Origin of the sequence: Sphingobium sp. Leaf26 (assembly GCF_001421665.1) — a bacterium.
GTDB lineage: Bacteria > Pseudomonadota > Alphaproteobacteria > Sphingomonadales > Sphingomonadaceae > Sphingobium.
Genome location: NZ_LMKV01000028.1, coordinates 259,958 through 278,806, shown reverse-complemented (window position 1 = coordinate 278,806; position 18,849 = coordinate 259,958). Strand labels below are relative to the sequence as shown.

The following is an 18,849-nucleotide window of genomic DNA, read 5'->3' as shown; positions in this document are numbered from 1 at the left end:
ATCCAGGCACGACAAAGCCGCGCGGCCGAGCCCATAGGGCGAGGCCGCGCGGCGCAATTTTCCCAGCAGGCCAAAGCCGGGCGGGATGGCTCCCGCCCGCGCCGACTTACGCCGCTTGGGGCAGCGGCTGCCTCTCTTCCTCCTCCCGTTCCGCATTGCATTTGCCACTGGCCGTCTGGCGCATAGCGATGACCTCGGCATGGGCGGCCACGGTGCCGACGCCGCCCCTTTCGGTGTACGCAGAGGGCGGGAACTGCATCCAGCGGGGCACCCAGCGCTCGACCTTGTCCCTGCCTTCGGCGCCGCCGAGATGGTCAGCGATGATCCGCTTCAAGGTCTTCGTCTTCTCGCCCGCATTGGCATTGGCGACCGTTTCGCCCGCCACTTCGGCCGTCATCCGGCCTAGGACTTCACGGTCGCGCAGCAATGCGAAGAGCGCTTCATCGGCCTGCCACCAGTCTGCCATGGCGACCCCGACCTCCTCCCCGACCGCCTCGACGGCAGCCGAGCCTGCCGCCAAGGTCTCGCCGATGACGACGGCGATGGCTCGCATCACGGCCTCGTCAGGCAAGGCGACAAGACGCAGGAACAGCCCGGCCACGCCATGGTCGTCGCCATGGCCGCCGGTAACGGTAGGCTCTTCGGCGGCGAAGCCGAGCGTATCGAGCACCGTCCGACGTTCCGCGTCGAAGACCGCTTCGCCCCGGCATGTCTCGATGCTCTCACGCACGTCGTCGTTGCGGGTCGCGTGCGGCTCGACAAGCACGGTCCATAAGGGCGAGCCGACGATGGCGTGTGCGAGCATGAGACGCAGGGCGAGCGCGGGCTGGCCGATGAGCGCGCCCCGCACGGCCGCATGGCGATGCAGGTCCACATAGGTCTGGAGCGTGGACGTAAGCTCCGGGCGCTGCGCCTTGGGCCGCGAGGCGGTGTCTCCGCGCTCGATCCGGCGCGCCTCGGCGCGCGTGACATAGCCTTCGTGAAATATGACCTCGCCTGTGCCGCGCACATCGATATAGACGCGCCCGCCCTTGCGCTTCGCGGCCTTTTCGAATTCCCATGACTGGAAGTGCTCGGCAGGCGGGACCACGACGACATCGCTCCAGCCTTGTTCGAGATAGGCGGCACGCGCCGTCTCGATCGCTGCATTCTGCGCCGTCCAGAAGGCGTCAGGATCAGCGAAATAGCGGTCCTCGCCGAACAGGTCGGCGACCGTCGCGCCCCCGAAACCATCGATGTCGAAGAGGGCGAAGCGGGCCGGGATCGACTGGCCGCCAAAGAGCCACAGCTTCAACTGATGGCCTGTGGGGACATAGGCGTCGGCGTCGTCGAACAGGGCCAGCCATGCCTTTTGCTGGCTCTTGCTCGCCAGCGTAAGGTGACGAACCGTGGCCCGGTCGATCCGCTCGGCACGATAGAGATCGCGGATACGCGGCAGCAGGTTGCCTAGCGCGAGGACGCGCCGGATGGATAGTTCGGGAAGGCCGAAAGTCATGGCGATCTCCTCGACCCCGCGTCCCTCCCTCACCAGCCGGGTGAAGCTCTCCCATTGGCGCACTTCATCGGCGTCAAGCCGGGCCATGTTCTCGATCATCGAGGCCTCGATGGCGGCGGCATCATCGCCTTCCTCCATGATGCCGCAGGGCAAGAGCAGCGCCTCGGGATCGATGTCGCCCGCCTCCCGGCGTTCGTCGGCGACAATGCGGCAGGCATGGAAGCGGCGGCTTCCCGCGACTATGCCGAAGCGCCCTTCGGCATCGGGGGGACGGACCAGCAACGTCTGGATGACGCCGCGCGCGCGGACGGTCGGCAGGATGTCCGACACATCCGGGGCCTTGCGGCCAAAGCGCATGTTTGTCTTGTCGACATAGAGCCTGTCGAGCGGAATATGATCGAGTTTCATGGGTCATTTGCCTTTCTTCAAAAGGTGCCGGTCGCGCTGGTTGCGATGTTCGTGGCTTGACCGGCACTTACATGGCAGCGTGGCGCGCCGCCTCGCGTCATCCGCCGTCAGGACGGTGGAATGTCGGGGTCCGCAGGTGCGTCGGGGGAAGCCGGACCGTGTCGGCGGAGCATCGTCTGCGCCCAGAGAATCGAGCCGGAACGGCGCGACCATGCGGCCCAGACGGAAAGCGGGTGAGCCGTCTCGAAGGCCAGATCGCGCTCGATGCCCATGCCATAAGGCAGCCGGACAGCGCCGATTTCCGAGAAGCTGAACGTGCCCATTTCCGGGCATCCAAAGCCAAGATCGGCAAGACCGAACAGGGTGTCGCCATCCTCGGCAAGCTCGGTCGCCAGCCATGTGGCCGCGCCCAGCGGATTGAAGAGCTTGAGGAGGGGCACGAAGTCCGGTTCGGCAAGGCCGCTGCGCATGGCGATGCCATGGCGGATCGCATTCGCGCGCAGTGTCTCGCGCAGGTCATCGGGAAGCAGGATCATGCTGCGATCCTTTCTTCGGCTCGGGCATTCTCAGCCTCGCGATGGCGGGCAAGCAGCCAGTCGGCGGCCTTCGAAGCCGCGCTGGCGGCACGGAAGATTGCGCGGTTATCCTCGCGCAGCACATCGAGCCATGCGCCGAGGTAATCGGCATGACGGACTGTCGGGACGATGCCGAGCGCCGCGCAGAGGAAGGCAGAGCCCATCTCCGCGACCAGTTCCTCGCGGGCATAGTCCTTGCTGCCGAAGGAATTGGCAAGATCGCGGCCCAGCCGCTTGGCGTGGCCAGTCGCGTGGCAAAGTTCGTGAAATGCCGTCCGGTGCCAGTTCACCGGCTCGAAGAAGGCGGCCTGCGGCGGCACGGCGACGAAGTCGGCACCGGGTGCATAGAAGGCTTTGTCCCCGCCCACGCGAAACTCGACGCCCGAGGCGGCGATCACCTCCTTGGCAACCGGCTCGATCTCGCATTCGGGTAGCGGCACCGGATCGCCGCCAAGCTCAGCCGATAGGCCATCACATTGGGCGATGTTGAAGACGGTGAAGCGCTTGAGGAAGGGAACGGCACGAGTCTCGTCGCCGTCGCGTGTGGCCCGCTCGGCCTCGCCCTTGGGTGTGAAGCGATCGGCATAGACCACGGTCACGCCGCGCTCGCCCTTTCGCACGCACCCTCCTGCCTCTCGGGCTTGGCGGAAGGTCAACCAGCCTTGCGATGACCAGCCGCTTTCGATGACGGCGCACCACAGAATCAGGATGTTGACGCCCGAATAAGGCCGGGCCGTCACCGCGTTGCGCGGCAGGCCGGGGCCAATGCCCTGCCCCTTTCCCCATGGCTGCACCCACGGGAAGCGCCCCGCCTCCAGTTCGGCGAAGATGCGCAGGGTGACCTCGTCATAGAGGCTGGGACGCTCGCCACTGACTTCCTCACACCCCATCCGGGCAGCACTGCGGCTTGATGATCTCGACATGACCTGTCCTTCCCGCCACCCTAAAAAGGCACAAAGCCTCCCCGCAAAGGCGGGGGTGGGCGGCGAAACGCGATCAAGAGGCCCGGCTCCAGCGGACAAGGACACCGCAAGGGCGAAACGGATGTGGAGCACCCCGCAGGAGCGCAGCGAGCGGGGTTGTCCCTGGCCGCGACGGGCCTAGCCGGGAGCGCCGGCCACACCCGCCACGCCGGGAGAGGCAAACAGGAAACGCCGCCGCGCGCACAGCGCGGCGACCGCCCTTGCGCAAGCGATCGTTACCGACAGGACGAGACCCATAGGGGCTCGGGGGTGAGTGTAGCGACCCCTAGAGCGCGGTCGCGGCTATGCCGCGGTGCGCCAAGCACTTCCTTCAGTGCGAATGAGTAAACGTCGACATGGCGGCATCCAGACCATCGGAGACAATCCAGCGTGCTCGCCTCAGGTGTGATGCCCAGCAGCCTCTTGCGCCAGGGTCATTCGGATTGAGGCCCATCAGAATTTCAGACATCTCTATCCACGTCTGTCCAGCAGCATCAGCATCAAGGAGCGCAGCGTACAGGGCCAAGTGCATCTGATCGTACGGGACCGCGACAGGGTCGTTCGGCGCTTCCGGCGATAAATTAAATGAGCTTGGCATACGGCCAACAAGTCCTTTGAATGATCTGTGGAGTATACTCCGTGGATCATCGCTCTACAATCGCGACGATGCCGACCCATGTCGAGCCGAGCGCATTTGGCGCGAAATCTGAGATCGCTTCGGTCTGCCTGCGGGTTGTCTCAGGAGGCCCTAGCGGATGCCGCAGGCATTGACCGAACCTACGTAAGTGCGTTGGAGCGCCAGAAGTACAGCGTCAGCATCGATAGGCTGGACCGGCTTGCGGCTTCCCTGGGGGTCAAGCCTTACACTCTTCTTATGGATGAATTGCCCGACACGGTTGCCGACGAACAAGAGTAGGCCTGCCGCCAAAATTCGTCCGCCCCACTCGCAAGCCAGCGACCGCCAGCCTCGATCAGCCGACGCGCCTGCGACTTAAGATGCTAACCATTGCCGGGCAAGTCACTCTCACTCAGACCACAACGGCAACCTCGCGCAGGCATGGGCCCACAGCTAGAAACCCGCAGAAACCTGTAGCGTTCGGGCGGCGATGATGATTCACCATAGGAGCTGACATAGCGGTCCACGACGTTTTGGAACAACGCCTCTTTCGACGTGAAAGCCGCATAGAAGCTGGCCGACGATAGCCCTACCATGTTGGACCTAAGCTCAACCTACGGTGTCGACTCAAAACGTTGGACCAGAACAGCGTCATGGCCGCCTATTTCAGTCTTCATTAAGCCGCCGGTCGTCCGCCCGGTGTTGTCGATTTGAAGGATGGGTTTCAAGGTCACGCCAGCAGGACCGGCGACTGCGGACCGGATACCCACGCCAACACTTGGCACATGCGGTCGTATCCGCGCGTCAGAGCGAGTTGTTTCGCGCGATAGTGCCAAGTATGTTAGAGCTTGGCTTGGGCGTCCGTCGAAATGTCCGGCGGTCCAACTCATGTAGGCCGAATTTCGGTTTGTAACCAAAGCCCCATTCAAAATTGTCGATCAGCGACCAGTGGATATAGCCTTGAACCGGAACGCCGTGCGCAATCAGCTTGTGCAGTTCTGCAAGCGCCGCAGGGATGAGACGCTGGCGGACTTTGTCGTCCGGCGTATTCACGCCATGCTCGGTCACGATGATGGGCACATTAGCAACCGAATGGGCATATTGCGCAGCGCCCGCCAATGATGCCGGATAGACTTCGGCTCCAGCTGCATTTCGATCACCACCTACGGGCGGATCGATACGGCCCTTCGCATCCCACAACGTCCGCTCGTAATTTTGGACTCCTACGAAATCATCCTGTCGTGCCGCGCGCAACCACGGCGCGTAAAGACGTTCGCGGACGCCGTCACGCAGGCTGTTGCGACCCACGGCCTGATCGTCGACCATCGCCAGGCTGACACCGACGGGCAGATCGCTGCGCACGGATTTGATGGCGGCCCGCCCCAGAGCATGGGCTCTGAGCAGTTGCGCCTGCACTGCCGCCGGATCGGGATACCAGATATTATTGCCTGCCAGGAACAGCGGCACGCCATGAGCTTTGGCGATCGCCTCGCAGACCGCCTTGTCTGCGGGGAGCAGCCACTTGGCGATGTCCTGGGGTAACACGCTTGCCAGTTGGCCCGCCAGGTTTGGCTCGTTCAGGGTGGTGGCAAAGCCGATTCCCTCAGCGAGATGTCTCGCAGCAGTTAGGCAATAGCGCGCGAACAGGTCCGGCGCGTCGGCTTGGCTCCACCCTCCGCGCAACGCAAACCAGGCCGGTGTGGTAAAATGGTTGAAGGTTACGAACGGCTTTATTCCTCGCGAGCGACACCCTTCGATCATCCGCTTGTAATGGTCCAGCATGGCGATCGAAAACTCGCCAATCCGTGGTTCGATTCGTGCCCATTCCAGACTGAACCGGTATGTATTCAGCCCCATTGCCTTAACCAGATCCAGATCGACCGGCCATAGCTCAAAGCTGTTGGCCGCGTCACCGGCAGGTTCGGCATAATGGGTGTCAGGCGCGGCTTCGACCAGCCACAAATCCGAATTGAGATTATTACCCTCTACCTGATAGGCTGCGGTAGCAGCCCCCCACAGGAAGCCTGTGGGAAAGGTCCGACGCGGCGCGACTTTGCCTAGCGAAGGATTTGATACCAGCGCACTGCCTGCGATGGCCAGGCCCGCCGCAAATTGCCGTCGATCCATCATTGCACGTTCCTATTTTCGTTTGATGTTATGAGGGTTGCATGAAGTTTGAGGCATGTCCGTCATCAAGGCCGAGCATCCGGCGGTTCGTTGCCGTATCCGCCACTGATCCGGCGAAATCATCAAAGGCATGATCGGTCTTGCGGATCATGTGCGCGGCAATGAAAGGGGCGCCTTCGGCAGCGCCTTGCGCGGGATGTTTAAGCGCGCACTCCCATTCCAGCACGGCCCAGCCGTCATAGCCATATTGCGTGAATTTCGAGAAGATCGCCTTGAAGTCGATCTGTCCATCGCCGAGTGAACGGAAGCGCCCCGGCCGATCGACCCAGTCGGCATAGCCACCATAGATGCCCGCCCGGCCATTGGGGCGAAACTCCGCATCCTTGACGTGGAAGCATTTTATGCGCGTGTGGTAGATGTCGATGAAGGCGAGGTAGTCGAGTTGTTGCAGCAGAAAATGGCTGGGATCATAAAGAATTTTGGCGCGAGAATGATGATCGACCGCATCCAGGAAACGGTCGAACGTCAGGCCGTCATGCAAATCCTCGCCAGGATGTAGTTCATAGGCGACATCGACGCCATTTTCGTCGAAAATATCCAGCAACGGCCGCCAGCGCCGGGCCAGTTCCGCAAACCCCTCCGCAACCAGGCCAGCCGGTCGTTGTGGCCATGGATAGACGGTCTGCCATAACAGCGCCCCTGAAAAGGTGGCATGGGCGGTTAAGCCAAGGCGACGGCTGGCGCGCGCGGCCAGCTTTAGCTGTTCCATGGCCCATAGCGTGCGCGCCGTCGGATTGCCCCGGGCATGGGGGGCGGCAAAGCCATCGAACGGGGCATCATAAGCCGGATGCACGGCAACCAGTTGCCCCTGAAGATGCGTGGAGAGTTCCGTAATCTCGACACCGGCCTGCCTGCACAGCCCGATCACTTCGTCGCAGTAATCCTGACTTTCTGCCGCGCGAGCTAGATCGAACAAACGGCCGTCCCAACTGGGTATCTGGATGCCCTTATACCCCAGCCCTGCCGCCCAACGGACCATTGATTCCAGAGTGTTGAACGGTGCAGCGTCGCCAGCAAATTGCGCCAGGAAAATTGCGGGGCCTTTCATTGTGTTTCTCCAACCAGATCAACCCAGCTACTGTCCCGCGCGCTGCTATCATGCGCGGCCTGAATGAAGCGCATGCCAGCTATGCCGTTTTCCAGGCTGGCATAGGCAGGTTGGGCGGGCACGCGGCCCGCAACCGCTTCGGCAAAATCATGATAGATATTGGCAAAAGCCTCCAGATAGCCTTCGGGGTGGCCAGCGGGCAATCTGACCGCCGTCAGAGCGGACGGGTCCAGCCACGCGCCATCGGTCCCGGCCCGCCATATCTCCTCTGGACCGCATCGTCGCGCAACCCGTAGCCTGTCGGGCTGCTCCTGACGCCAGTGCAGCCCGGCCTCCTCACACCATAGCGATATCTCAAGCCCATTGGCATCGCCGGTGCAAATCTGGCTGGCGATCAATGTGCCGCGTCCGCCGCCCGCCAGATGGAACATCGCCGCACCGTCATCGTCCAGCAAGCGACCAGGCACAGCAGCGCGGATGTCCGCAGCGATACGCGTCATCCTCTCGCCGGTGATGAATTCAACCAGGTTGAAGGCGTGGCTGCCGATATCGCCGAACGCCCCGGCTAGGCCGGATCGGGCGGGATCAACCCGCCATTGCGCCTGCTTGCCTGTCGCGTCCTGCGCCGTGGCCAGCCATCCCTGCGTGTAACGGACCGCAACGCGCCGGACTTGACCAAGCCCGCCTTGCGCGATCATCGCTCGCGCCTGCCGCACCATCGCATAGCCGGTATAGGTGTGAGTGACGCCGAGCAGGCCGCCCGACCGCCGAGCGACGTCCTGCAAATTGAGCGCGGCAGCCATAGTGTCGGTCAATGGTTTGTCGACGAGCACAGGAAAGCCGGCCTCCAGCGCTGCGATGGCAGCGGGCGCATGGACGTGATTGGGGGTCACGATCGCGATGAACTGGGCGCGCACCTGTGGAGGCAGAGCGCGTTCGCGTGCAATCAGTTCGGCAAAACTGCCATAGCTGCGATCTGGGGCAATCCCCACCATCTCGCCGGATCGACGCGCCCGGCTGGCATCGCTGCTCAATGCACCGGCCACCAGGCGGCAATTGCCCGCGATAGCGGCGGCGGTGCGGTGGACCGGTCCGATGAACGCCCCTTCGCCACCGCCGATCATCGCATAACGAACCGGATCTACCATGATGCAAGAACCTTGGGGAAGAGCGAGGAAGAAACAGGCGCAGTCACCGTGCAGACCTTAGGCCCGTGCCTTGTAGGCGAAACGCCGGAACCGGACCGATCCGCCCCCGGTTGCGAATAGGGCGGGTCGCAGGCTCAGCAAGTCGTCCGTCGTGTTGGCGTTATAGCCCGATACTTCGTTGCGGACTCCGTGGCGGATCCATGCCTTTCCGTCCGTACCGTAGTAGAATGTCACGATCTGATGATCGTTAACAATCCTGAGGAAAAGGCGGCGCAGGGGTGGCGCGGGTTCCGCCCAATAGCTTGGCTTACCACCCCGATAAGTGACCATTTTCTGCCCATCGATGCCCATGCCTAGGAACAGTCGATCATTGAAGAACAGCAGAAGGCCGCCTGTCGCTGCGCCGACCAGTTCCACTTCGACGCTGACGTCGTAGGCCCGATCGCCCACCTGCTGGATGAGAGGAGAGCTGTCCTGCGGACCGGTCCCCTTCCCCGCCAGGGTCAGCGCGCCGCCGCCTAAGGACACGCGCCCGGCTTCGGCGGGGGCGCTGCCATGCAGGCTCCATCTTGTGCCCAGACCGGACTTGGCAAAATCGTCCGATCGTGCAAAACCATGAGTGCCGGCGCGCCCTGCGGGCTTTGGCAGCGGCCTGGATAGGTCGCCGCCTGTTGCCTTGAACCATCCCTCGGCCGTCCATTCGATCGGTTCCAGCAACGTCTGGCGACCCAGCGAGCGATACCCATTTTCAAACCCGTGATACATCATGTGCCAGCGCCCATCGGTCCCTTCGACGCAGGTCGCATGGCCCCGTGACCACCACATTTCCGCGTCGCTGCGCGTGCGCTGGATCGGATTATGCGGGCAATGTTCCCAGGGACCATGGATTGAGCGCGATCGCGACGCGATGATCATATGCCCGGTGGCAGGGCCGCCGGTCCCGCCGACTGCGCTGACCAGATAGAAATAATCACCGCGCCGAAACAGTTTCGGACCTTCGAGCGCATAGGCTTCGGTGATCCAGTCGTCCGGGTAGCGCCAGCCATCATAGACGGTTTCGACCGGACCATCGGTGCGAACGCCATCTGCAGACAGGCGCACCCGCTTGCCAGCGCTCAGGAACAGATAGCGATGTCCGTCCTCGCCCACCACATGGCCCGGATCGATCAATCCGCCGATACCCAGGTCGATGGGGTCGCTCCATGGGCCGTCGATCGACGCGGCGTGGATGACATATATGTTGGCAAAGCTTGCCAGCCCGGTGGACCAGGGTGCCCGCATGAACGGAATGTAGATGAAGTAGCGGTCGCCATGCTTGACCAGGTCTGGCGCGAACACTGTGCCCAGCGGTTCCCGCAGCGCCGGTCCTACAGGCGTCCAGTTCACCAGATCGCGCGAATGCCAGATCAACAAGCCCGGCGAGGCTTCGAACGAGGAATGGGTCATGTAATAATCATCCCCATCCTTCAGCACGGACGGATCGGGATAGTCCCCCGCAATAACCGGATTGCGATAAAAGCCGTTGCCCAGATCCGCCTTTCGCTGGCCTTCGATCCCCCCGGTCCATTTCGGCGCATCTGCGTGGCATGCTGCATTTGCCTCAGTTGCAGTTGCCAAGGCGAGGGCATTGGGCGGCAGGACTGCGGGTATCGCTGCGACCCCAGCAGCGAACTTCATGGCATCCCGGCGCGTTTTCATAATGCTCTCCTTCGACTGGCATTTTCTATCTTGAGCGGTTCAGGCTTGGGTGTCGCGGGCGTCCTGTGCGATCAATTCGGCGGCCCGCCACCCGATGACCATCGCTGGACCATTGGTGTTGCCCGCGGGCGGGACGGGCATGACCGAACAATCCACGACCCGCAAACCTTCTATGCCATGCACACGCAACCGACTGTCGACGACGCTGTCCCGCGCTGGCCCCATCCGGCACGTGCCGGTCGCATGAACGCCAGGGCTTGTCAGCCATTCGAGGGCCGCACCAATCTGATCGTCCGTTTCAACAGACGCGCCCGGCACCACTTCATCGCCGACAAAGCGTTTGAGCGCCGGCTGGGCCATATACCGCCGGACCAGGCGCACCATGTCGATCATGAAGGCCTTGTCATCAGGATCGCCCCACCAGTTGGCGTCGATGTCCACCATGTCAGCGACATCGCTCGACCGGATCGATACGCTGCCCCGGCTTTTGGGACGCAAGGCGATGGCGTTCACGGTGATGCCCGGCTTGTCTTCGAGCGCACCACGGCCCGGATCGGCCTTCATTTCTTCGGAAGATCGCATGGAAAATGGGCCGATGCCAAATTGCACATCGGGCCATTCGGGTGACGAGTGCATCGACAACAGCGCGGTCACCTCGGGCGATGTATAAGCCATCAGCCCCTTGCGCGTCAGATAATAGCGAACGACATGGGTCATCAAACGCCATCCGGAAAATTCGCGGTTGGCGCCGGGATCATTGTGCAGGCGGTAGGATATCGAAAACATCGCGTGATCGGCTAGATTCTGGCCAACCGCGGGAAGGTTGTGCAGCACCGGCACACCGGCCCGGTTGAGAATGTCCGCAGGACCCACGCCTGACAGCTGCAACAATTTGGGGGTCTGGATGGCGCCAGCGCTCAGGATCACTTCGCGACGTGCACCGAAAGTCTGGCCGCCGCTGTCGGTGCGGACATGCACGCCGGTCGCGCGCTTGCCCATGATCTCCACTTTTTCCACGACCGTATCGGTCAGCACGACCAGATTGGGCCGCCGCATTGCTGGCTTCAGGAACGCCTGATAGCTCGACGCGCGGCGTCCCCGGCGGTTCACTGTCGCCTGGGTGTAGCCAATCCCGGCTGTGCCCGGCGTGTTGATGTCCTCCAGCCGGGGCAGGCCCATTTCGACCCCCGCCTCGATTGTCGCGGCGATGGCCGGCGAGCGATAGGGTAGCTGCGTGATCTGCAGCGGACCGCTTCTGCCGCGCGACGGGTGACTGCCTGTGTTGCGGTAGCTCTCCATCGCCCGATAGCAGCGTTCGATTTCGCTCCAGCGCCATTCGCCATGTCCCGCCTGCGCCCAGCCATCAAAGTCGGCGGGCATGCCGCGCAGATACCATGTGCCGTTGGTCGAGCTGGAGCCGCCGAGGCCACGGCCATAGGGCCATATCTCGCCTTCCGGCCGCCCGGCCTGCGCCTTGACCGGGAAATGCCAGAAATGCGTTGGATTACCGAACATCTTCATGAAGGCGCGCGGCATGTTTACCAGTTCGGTTTCATTGCGACCGCCTGCCTCGATCAGCAGGACCCGGCTCTTGCCGTCCGCGCTTAGCCGGTCGGCCAGCACGCAACCCGACGAGCCTGCGCCAACGATGATATAGTCATATTCGGTATCGGCAGAGGTCATGAAAAGGCTCTTTTCAAGCGACAGTGGCGTCATGTCGGCGCCCCATGGAGAAGTGAACGAGCGCGGCAAAAATCAGGGCGATGGCGCCCATCGTCAGGATCGCGGGCGCAAGACCGCCAACCGACCTAGCAATGGCGGACAGGATGGGAGGACACAGGAAGGCGCCAGCGAAGAAGGATGTCGCCCATATTCCCATGCCCCGACCACGCTGGTCGAACGGCAGGCGTGCCTGGCCCCAGGCGAGCAATGCGGGAATGACCATGCCGCCGCCCAACTGCTGGACGGTGGCGCCTGCCACTGCGCCATGATAGCTGGTCGTCAGGCCGATCACGATCATCCCCGCGCCGATCAGCGCACCGGCAATGCCCAGCAACGCGCCGATGCTACGACCATGCAAGTGCCGATACAGGAAGGCGCCAGCGATGTAGGCAAGGCTGGTGGCAGCCTGGATCAGCCCGACTTGGGTGGATGACCCTGCGCCGCGATCCGCCAGGATGGTCGCGATGTTCAACGGCTCGACATAATAAATGATCGACGCGATCAGCGTGACCGACCCGATTGAAAAGGCCGCAGCCCAGGGAAAGCCCGCTGGTTTACCAGGCCGCTCGCCGCTATCGTCGGATACCGGTTCATCGATGAACGCAATGGCCATCAACAGCAGCGGGACGGCCAGCGCATAGATGGCAAAGGGTCCACGCCAACTGATATCGGCCAATATGCCCCCCGCGGCGATCAGCACCGTGCCGGCGATCGATGTCGCCGCTCCGGTCCAGGCGACCCAGCGATAGCGCTGATCGCCGAAATAATCGCCGATCAAAGCGCTGGAGATCGTGATCGCAAAGGCGTCGGCCAGACCCAGCACCGCCCGGCTGGCGACGATCAGGATCAGATCGTCCACCACCAGCGGTGTCAGACCCGCGACGACATATAGCGCAATGCCGCCGATAAAGGCTGGACGCCGACCAAAGCGGTCGGCGATCCATCCTGCCGCCGGCGCGAACAGCGCGGCACATAATGAGGGGATCGTGACAATCATCGGCACCAGCAGGCCCGCGTGCGGCCATCCACCGAAATGCGCAAATAGCTTGGGAATGGCGGGGAAAAGAGCGACGATCGCCATGACAGGCAGGACCTGCGCAAAGACAAGCGTTACACCCTTTGCCGTAGGGTGTCGCACCGGTCTGGCCTGCTGGAACGTCGCTCCCACGATCATACCCCTATGCCGCCACGGTCGGCGCCAGTGTCAGCGTTTTGCTGTCCTCCGCCACTAGCGGGAAGGGAAGATAGGATATGCGCAGCACTTCCTTGAGCGATAACTGGTGATCGCCCGCAGCAAGCGGTTGCGGATGTTTCACTATGATCGTCGCCTTGCTGCCAAATGGCCAGCGTCGGTCATAGGCCTGTTCCATGTCCGAAAGCGTGATGGGGCCTTTGCCTTCATCAAACCATATGGCGTCACGCGGGACGGCCTGGCCATCGACGCTGACCACCAAGTCTTCGATCATAGACAGGCCAAGGCCGCGATAATAGCCCAGCATGACATCGAAAGAAAAGCCGTCCGCCGCGTTGCGCAGGCTGCCGTCTACCAAAATATATTTGTCGAACATCGCGTCGATTGCCTTTCAAAATGCGGGAAACGGCCAGCGTTTGAGGATAGCGTCTGGGCCTTAGCCGACCGGCTAAGCTGCATCCCGCGCCTCGGCCTTGGCGATCAACCGATCGAACATGATGTGCTGACGTCGCACCTGTTCGCGGCTGTCGACCGGCTGCACATCCTGGACCCAGCGATTGCCTTCATATTCGCTCGACAGATAACCGTCCCAGCCGCCCGCGACGAGTTCGTTGATGACCTCCTCATAAGCATGGGTCGGATCGGTGCAGTCCGCATCCATTTCATAGAATTTCGCCTGGATATGGCGAAAATAGGGTATGTAATCACGAATACGCCTGGGGTTGGCATAGGGGTGATGACGCAGCGTTTCGACCATGGCCACTTCCGCCTTGTTGCCCCTCATCTTCACGGCGACTTCGTAGATGACATATTCCGCCATGATCTTCTGTTCATGCTGATCCAGAATGAACTGGACGACTTCAGGCCGAGCGCCCTGCCGGATGAAGCGGTCGCAGAAGACCGGCGGATAATGTTTCATGAAAATGCCCATGTCGGGCAGCAGGCCAAGATGCCGGGTGCCCAGCCGGTCTGCGACCTCTACCGTGCGCAGGATCCAGGCATGGTCCATATGCCAAGGGGCATGGACCTCCACGCCCATATGCACGTCCAGTTCTTCGGCGTAGGGAACGCATCGCTCCAATATGTCCGGTCGCACGAACACCAGCACCCGCATATTGCGAATGCCCAGTTTGTTGCAGAGCAGGAGATCCCGTCGGATCGACGCGACCTGCTCGTCATCGGTCATCAACCGGTCCTTGCGGGCCTTGGTGTCGAGAAACATGTCATAGCAGGTCAGTTCCGTGCCATGCCGCGCCATCATGTCATGCCATGCGGCTATGTCATGGTCCGATATATTCGGGAATGTCGGCATATTCTGTTCGGGCAGGATCTCGATCCCCTGAGCGCCGATGGACGCGGCAAAGGCGACGCAGTCGTCCACCGTCATTTGCCCGAGGAACATTTCCTCCTGAAAACTATAGAGGCTGACGCCGCGTTTGATCTTGGATGTCATCGGTAGTCAGCCTCCAGCAAGCGCACGAAAAACAGGGAATGTGATGTTTGTCCCGGCGGTCCAGCGACAGTCAGGATCGCCGGACCCGATTAGAACTCAAATCCAAAATTGACGCCGATCTGGCGGACGGAATTGAAGTTGGTCAGGAAACCCGTGCCCAATCGGCCGTTATTGGCCTCGCCCGGATCTACGCTCAGCGACGATGGCACGAACTTGTCGGAACAGTTCCGGCAAAAGAGCGACGCGCGCCAGCCGTTCAGGCTTTGCAGCCCGATGCTCGCACCCAGCGTCTCATACCCACCCAGCCGCGTGCCCGGCGCCTGGTTGATCGTGAACCATTGCGACGACCGATGCAGGATATTGCCTTCGACAAAGGCGTTGAGCGATGTGTTCAACGCCCACTCATATTGCACCTGCGCCGTGGCCACCAGTTTGGACGAAGCGGGGGTGCGCAAACCGCCGGCATTGAACTGACGGCCGGTCGCCACGTTGCAGGAGGCATCGGGCTGACCGCTATAGCATTCGGTGCCAGGGAAATCCTGGAACTTGGAGTCCAGCAAGGTCGCTGCCACATTGAACGTCAGGCCACGCTGCGGCCGGGCGTTGATCGACATCTCGAGGCCCTGGCTTTTGGCCGACGCGGCGTTCTGGACGACCGTCGATCCCAATTCCGGGTTGAAGGACGAAACCTGAAGATTTTTGAACTTCGACCGGAACGCCGTCAGGTTGAACACCAGTTTGCGATCCAGCAGGCTCGACTTCAGGCCAACTTCAATATTATTGTTGATCTCCGGCTGGACGACCGGCGACACGCCCAGACGCGGAACATTCTGCGAGAAACCCGGCCCCTTATACCCGCGCCCGAACGTGCCGTAGAGCATGATGTCGCGCGTGAAATTATATTGCGCACCAAGACGATAGCTGAAATTGGTGTTGGACACCTGGTCGGACGTCACGAGTGGAACGCCTAGCGTCACGAAATACTGGCCCTGATGTTGTGCCAGGTCACCGCTGAGCCTGTCGTGCGTGACACGGCCACCCGCGATGAGCTTCAGATTGTCGACCACCTCATAGGTAAACTGCCCGAATCCAGCGTAGCTTTTGCTGTCCAGATCGAACCTTCCGTCCTGCCCGATGAAAGCGGTGTTGCTGCGCCGACACTGGCCAGGACCGGTGCCAATATTCGTTGCACCGACGCAAAAGGGGAAGTTGGGCAGAGCAGCCGTAGGCAGGAAGTTGAAGCCATAAAGTGCACTGTCGTTCTTCGTATGGCCGCTGTAGAAAAACAGGCCGACCTGTCCGGTCAATCGATTGGCCGCGGGAAGCGCGACCCGCAATTCGTTCGTGAACTGATTATAGTCCGTCGCCGACCTATTGATGTCGACGCCGTTCACATTGGTATAATCGGTATCGAAATTCTGACGACGGCTCGCGGCCTTCCATGCTGCGATATTGCTGATTTCGACACCGGACGGAAGTTCATAGGAAAACTTCGCCTGGATGCCGCCACGCTTCACGTCGCGATAAAAGTCGCCCCCACCGCCGATCAGCAAAGTGTCCAGGCCCGGTTCGATGCCGATGGCGCGAAGCGAACCCAACGCCTGCGCATTGGGTGCCAGGCTGGCATAGGGGCGATCGAAATAGGTCGCGATGCCATGTTCTTCATTATAGTCGCCGATGATGTAGAGCGAGGCCGCGTCGCTGAATTCGATCAAATATTTCGCGCGCACGCCATATTGGGTCTGGCCGAAATCGCCCCTGCCGCTGCCGACGAACTTCACCACCGGATCCTGCGACGAATAGACGGCGTTGATGCGCAATGCCGATTTTTCGCCGATCGGCACGTTGATCGTGCCCTGCCCGATAAAGCCCGACCCATTGTTCGGCGTGGTCGGACGATGCACGCCTTCCAGCTGCAGATCGCCGCCGAACTCGCCCAGCTCCGGACGCCGCGTCACGATATTGAGCAGACCCGCCGACGCGTTCTTCCCGAACAACAGGCCTTGCGGTCCGCTCAATACTTCGACCTGCGCAACATCGTAAAATGTCCCCACTGCGCCGCCCAGGATCGAACTGACCAGATTGACCTCGTCCTGCGCGATGGCGACGCTTGATTCCAGCCCCTGCTGAAATGCCAGGGTCCCGACGCCGCGCACCGTGAAATTATTCTCGCCACTGACCTGAAGGCTGGGCGCCGCCTGGCTCAACTGGCTAAGATTGCTGATCCCGCGCGCTTCAAGCCCTTCGGCGGTTACTGCTGTGACGCTAACCGGCACGTCCTGCAACCGTTCGGCGCGCCGCTGGGCAGTCACCACGATGTCGGTCGAGCCGTCCATGGTGGCATCCAACTTAGCGGGCGGATTGGTCGCATCAGCCTGAGCGAGAGCCGGCGCGGCTGCTCCAAGAAACAGCATGAATATCAGCTTGCGCATTTTGCATCCCTCCTGAGGGGCTGGACCATCTGCACCCTATGACGATGCGGCAGTCAGCCTTTTTATTGGCGCTGACTCATGGTCGTTCGTTGCCGACCCTTCGTAGCCTGCAAACAATGCCATCGCGGGTGGCATCTGAAAAATTGTTTGTTTCAATGCTTTTCTACCGATATTTGACATGCTTCTGGATGGAGATCGCAATGCGTCTGAAAGGCCTGGATCTAAATTTGCTCGTAGCGCTGGACATTCTTTTGGAAGAACAGAATGTTACGCGCGCGGCTAACCGAATGCATGTCGGTCAGTCGGCGATGAGCGCAGCACTCGCGCGCCTGCGTCAGCATTTCGAAGATGAGCTTTTGATTGTGACAGGACGCCGGATGATGCCGACTGCACTAGCGGACTCGATGCGTCAGCCGTTGCGGGAAGCAATTCTAAGCATCACTGGGGTCGTCGAGATCGAGCGATCATTCATCGCCTCCACCTCTACACGCCGCTTTACGATCGAAATGCCTGACCATCTCGTGCCAGTCATCCTGCCCGCGTTGACACGGCGCCTCTCTTACCATGCGCCCCACCTGATGCTGGAAGTGCGTCCCCCTGTGGGTGATCCCTCGCCATTGTTGCACAAAGGCGAACTCGACCTTGTCCTGACCCCCAGTATCTATTCCGACCCGGAATACATCATAGAGCCGCTCGTTGCCAACGACTTGGTCTTGGTAGGCTGGCGGGGCAATCCTGCCCTGCAAGTCCAGCCGACGCTAGAAACAATATTGTCTCTGCCCCAGGCGATCGTGAAATTCGACCGTGTCAGGCTGGCGAGCATATTGTCCGACCAGCAGCTGTCCATTTATGGAGGCACGGGCCGCATTGCTCTGGTTGCACCAAATTTCAGTTGCATACCCCCATCCCTGATCGAGACAAATCTCATCGCGATCCTCAATAGCCGCCTCGTCAAGACTGCAGCGCGGAACCTACCTTTAGCAGTCTGGGACGTTCCCGTGTCGATGCCCACTATGATGGATGTCATGATGTTTCATCAAATGCGTAAACAGGATAGCGGTTTGGCTTGGCTGCGTGCTCAACTGCGTGAAACCGTCGCAGACATTGACGATCGGGATTAACATCAAAACCAAGTGCTAGCGGTCGGCCTATCAGGCTACCGTCGTGTCGGCCTCGTCATTTTTGTCCGCGGGTCAGAAAGCGTGACAACGGGGAAGCAACAAATGCCATCCCTCCTGTTTCCGGTCGGACGGTAATTTCAGTGCCCGAGCTTGCCTCCACTGGGGGTCACGAGCAGGAACGAGCGGCCGGGCCGCGATGCGGCTTTACAGGTTCGTACGAGAGCCAAAAGCGAGAATTGCGCCTTGCAAGCCACCACCAGTGAGCCATTCGGCACGTTTCGCATGAGACTGCCAACAGTCACATGCACCCGCATCAGACGGATTGAGACCCATGAGAGTTCGCGCGCCGTCTGCCCAGCCCCGTCCTCCATCTAACCAGTCGAGAATGGCGGCATAGAGCGCCAGTTGCGATCGATCGTAATCGGTTGGGCTGTGGCTCTGCGGTGCGAGAGCCATTAGCGGCTGCCCATCGATCATCGAACGCACACTCCAATCCCATCCCATGCGAGCAATTATTCATTATAGTGAATAACGAGCGCGCCGCAATTCCCCGACGGTTGAGCGATGGATATGCGCAGGGTCATCGGGGAGAACTTTACTCGTCTAAGGAAGCAGCAGGGTCTCACGCAGGAAGCTGTGGCTGAAAAGTCCGGGTTTTCTCAAAGCTATATCGGATGGCTCGAACGTGGGCAGCGAAATCCAACAGCCATCTCCATCTGGATGCTGGCGCAATCCGTGAACGCGATGCCGGCGGATCTTGTCCAGCCGATAGAGCCGAATTAGACGCGGTTT

The 18,849-nt window shown here is 61.2% G+C and carries 15 protein-coding genes; 3 read left to right on the top strand and 12 right to left on the bottom strand.

The window, feature by feature from the left end; genetic code table 11:
* Positions 1-106 precede the first annotated feature (106 nt).
* From ASE85_RS17055 to ASE85_RS17045, 3 genes are all read right to left on the bottom strand, one after another.
* Complete coding sequence (locus tag ASE85_RS17055) at positions 107-1,903, bottom strand: ParB/RepB/Spo0J family partition protein (protein WP_056691068.1); 1,797 nt, start codon at positions 1,901-1,903, stop codon at positions 107-109.
* Positions 1,904-2,010: 107 nt separating this feature from the next.
* On the bottom strand, positions 2,011-2,439 hold the full coding sequence (locus ASE85_RS17050) for a DUF2958 domain-containing protein (protein ID WP_056691065.1): 429 nt from the start codon (positions 2,437-2,439) through the stop codon (positions 2,011-2,013).
* Complete coding sequence (locus ASE85_RS17045) at positions 2,436-3,401, bottom strand: ArdC family protein (RefSeq protein WP_056691062.1); 966 nt, start codon at positions 3,399-3,401, stop codon at positions 2,436-2,438. The genes ASE85_RS17050 and ASE85_RS17045 overlap by 4 nt, the downstream gene beginning before the upstream one ends.
* Positions 3,402-4,116: 715 nt before the next feature.
* On the opposite strand from ASE85_RS17045, the gene ASE85_RS17040 reads away from it, so the two are divergent.
* The gene (locus tag ASE85_RS17040; protein ID WP_056691059.1) at positions 4,117-4,356 is read left to right on the top strand and encodes a helix-turn-helix domain-containing protein; all 240 of its coding nucleotides are present in this window, start codon (positions 4,117-4,119) and stop codon (positions 4,354-4,356) included.
* 504 nt (positions 4,357-4,860) lie between these two features.
* Here ASE85_RS17040 and ASE85_RS17035 read toward each other — a convergent pair.
* The 9 genes from ASE85_RS17035 to ASE85_RS16995 all read right to left on the bottom strand — a co-directional run bounded on the left by ASE85_RS17035 (position 4,861) and on the right by ASE85_RS16995 (position 16,936).
* On the bottom strand, positions 4,861-6,186 hold the full coding sequence (locus ASE85_RS17035) for a family 1 glycosylhydrolase (protein ID WP_056691056.1): 1,326 nt from the start codon (positions 6,184-6,186) through the stop codon (positions 4,861-4,863).
* A 25-nt stretch (positions 6,187-6,211) separates the two neighbouring features.
* Positions 6,212-7,291: a sugar phosphate isomerase/epimerase family protein gene (locus ASE85_RS17030; RefSeq protein ID WP_056691053.1), complete on the bottom strand. Its 1,080-nt coding sequence runs from the start codon at positions 7,289-7,291 to the stop codon at positions 6,212-6,214.
* Positions 7,288-8,439 carry a Gfo/Idh/MocA family protein gene (locus ASE85_RS17025; protein WP_056691050.1) on the bottom strand — a complete coding sequence of 384 codons (1,152 nt, stop codon included), beginning with the start codon at positions 8,437-8,439 and terminating at the stop codon, positions 7,288-7,290. Before ASE85_RS17025 ends, ASE85_RS17030 begins: the two co-directional genes overlap by 4 nt.
* 57 nt (positions 8,440-8,496) lie before the next feature.
* Entirely contained in the window at positions 8,497-10,137 is a 1,641-nt protein-coding gene (locus ASE85_RS17020) for a family 43 glycosylhydrolase (protein WP_056691048.1), read from the bottom strand.
* A gap of 39 nt (positions 10,138-10,176) precedes the next feature.
* Positions 10,177-11,820 carry a GMC family oxidoreductase gene (locus ASE85_RS17015; protein ID WP_056691325.1) on the bottom strand — a complete coding sequence of 548 codons (1,644 nt, stop codon included), beginning with the start codon at positions 11,818-11,820 and terminating at the stop codon, positions 10,177-10,179.
* 13 nt (positions 11,821-11,833) lie between these two features.
* Positions 11,834-13,027, bottom strand: a complete 1,194-nt coding sequence (locus tag ASE85_RS17010) for an MFS transporter (RefSeq protein ID WP_162237478.1) — start codon at positions 13,025-13,027, stop codon at positions 11,834-11,836.
* A 10-nt stretch (positions 13,028-13,037) separates the two neighbouring features.
* A complete protein-coding gene (locus ASE85_RS17005; RefSeq protein WP_056691042.1) occupies positions 13,038-13,427 on the bottom strand; it encodes a C-glycoside deglycosidase beta subunit domain-containing protein in 390 nt (129 codons plus the stop codon).
* A 72-nt stretch (positions 13,428-13,499) separates the two neighbouring features.
* Positions 13,500-14,504, bottom strand: a complete 1,005-nt coding sequence (locus tag ASE85_RS17000) for a sugar phosphate isomerase/epimerase family protein (protein ID WP_056691039.1) — start codon at positions 14,502-14,504, stop codon at positions 13,500-13,502.
* An 89-nt stretch (positions 14,505-14,593) separates the two neighbouring features.
* The gene (locus ASE85_RS16995) at positions 14,594-16,936 is read right to left on the bottom strand and encodes a TonB-dependent receptor (RefSeq protein WP_056691036.1); all 2,343 of its coding nucleotides are present in this window, start codon (positions 16,934-16,936) and stop codon (positions 14,594-14,596) included.
* A gap of 38 nt (positions 16,937-16,974) precedes the next feature.
* On the opposite strand from ASE85_RS16995, the gene ASE85_RS16990 reads away from it, so the two are divergent.
* Positions 16,975-18,057 carry a LysR family transcriptional regulator gene (locus ASE85_RS16990; protein ID WP_082462890.1) on the top strand — a complete coding sequence of 361 codons (1,083 nt, stop codon included), beginning with the start codon at positions 16,975-16,977 and terminating at the stop codon, positions 18,055-18,057.
* Positions 18,058-18,621: 564 nt separating this feature from the next.
* Positions 18,622-18,840, top strand: coding sequence for a helix-turn-helix domain-containing protein (locus ASE85_RS16985; protein WP_056691030.1), 219 nt, complete (start codon positions 18,622-18,624; stop codon positions 18,838-18,840).
* The last annotated feature ends 9 nt before the right edge of the window (positions 18,841-18,849 follow it).

What these genes read in the sequence shown, in the direction of transcription:
- ASE85_RS17020 (WP_056691048.1), bottom strand. Translation starts at nt 10,137, where the DNA reads ATGAAAACGCGCCGGGATGCCATGAAGTTCGCTGCTGGGGTCGCAGCG.
- ASE85_RS17000 (WP_056691039.1), bottom strand. Translation starts at nt 14,504, where the DNA reads ATGACATCCAAGATCAAACGCGGCGTCAGCCTCTATAGTTTTCAGGAG.
- ASE85_RS17035 (WP_056691056.1), bottom strand. Translation starts at nt 6,186, where the DNA reads ATGATGGATCGACGGCAATTTGCGGCGGGCCTGGCCATCGCAGGCAGT.
- ASE85_RS17025 (WP_056691050.1), bottom strand. Translation starts at nt 8,439, where the DNA reads ATGGTAGATCCGGTTCGTTATGCGATGATCGGCGGTGGCGAAGGGGCG.
- ASE85_RS17050 (WP_056691065.1), bottom strand. Translation starts at nt 2,439, where the DNA reads ATGATCCTGCTTCCCGATGACCTGCGCGAGACACTGCGCGCGAATGCG.
- ASE85_RS17040 (WP_056691059.1), top strand. Translation starts at nt 4,117, where the DNA reads ATGTCGAGCCGAGCGCATTTGGCGCGAAATCTGAGATCGCTTCGGTCT.
- ASE85_RS17005 (WP_056691042.1), bottom strand. Translation starts at nt 13,427, where the DNA reads ATGTTCGACAAATATATTTTGGTAGACGGCAGCCTGCGCAACGCGGCG.
- ASE85_RS16985 (WP_056691030.1), top strand. Translation starts at nt 18,622, where the DNA reads ATGGATATGCGCAGGGTCATCGGGGAGAACTTTACTCGTCTAAGGAAG.
- ASE85_RS17045 (WP_056691062.1), bottom strand. Translation starts at nt 3,401, where the DNA reads ATGTCGAGATCATCAAGCCGCAGTGCTGCCCGGATGGGGTGTGAGGAA.
- ASE85_RS16990 (WP_082462890.1), top strand. Translation starts at nt 16,975, where the DNA reads ATGACGATGCGGCAGTCAGCCTTTTTATTGGCGCTGACTCATGGTCGT.
- ASE85_RS17055 (WP_056691068.1), bottom strand. Translation starts at nt 1,903, where the DNA reads ATGAAACTCGATCATATTCCGCTCGACAGGCTCTATGTCGACAAGACA.
- ASE85_RS17015 (WP_056691325.1), bottom strand. Translation starts at nt 11,820, where the DNA reads ATGACCTCTGCCGATACCGAATATGACTATATCATCGTTGGCGCAGGC.
- ASE85_RS17030 (WP_056691053.1), bottom strand. Translation starts at nt 7,291, where the DNA reads ATGAAAGGCCCCGCAATTTTCCTGGCGCAATTTGCTGGCGACGCTGCA.
- ASE85_RS16995 (WP_056691036.1), bottom strand. Translation starts at nt 16,936, where the DNA reads ATGCGCAAGCTGATATTCATGCTGTTTCTTGGAGCAGCCGCGCCGGCT.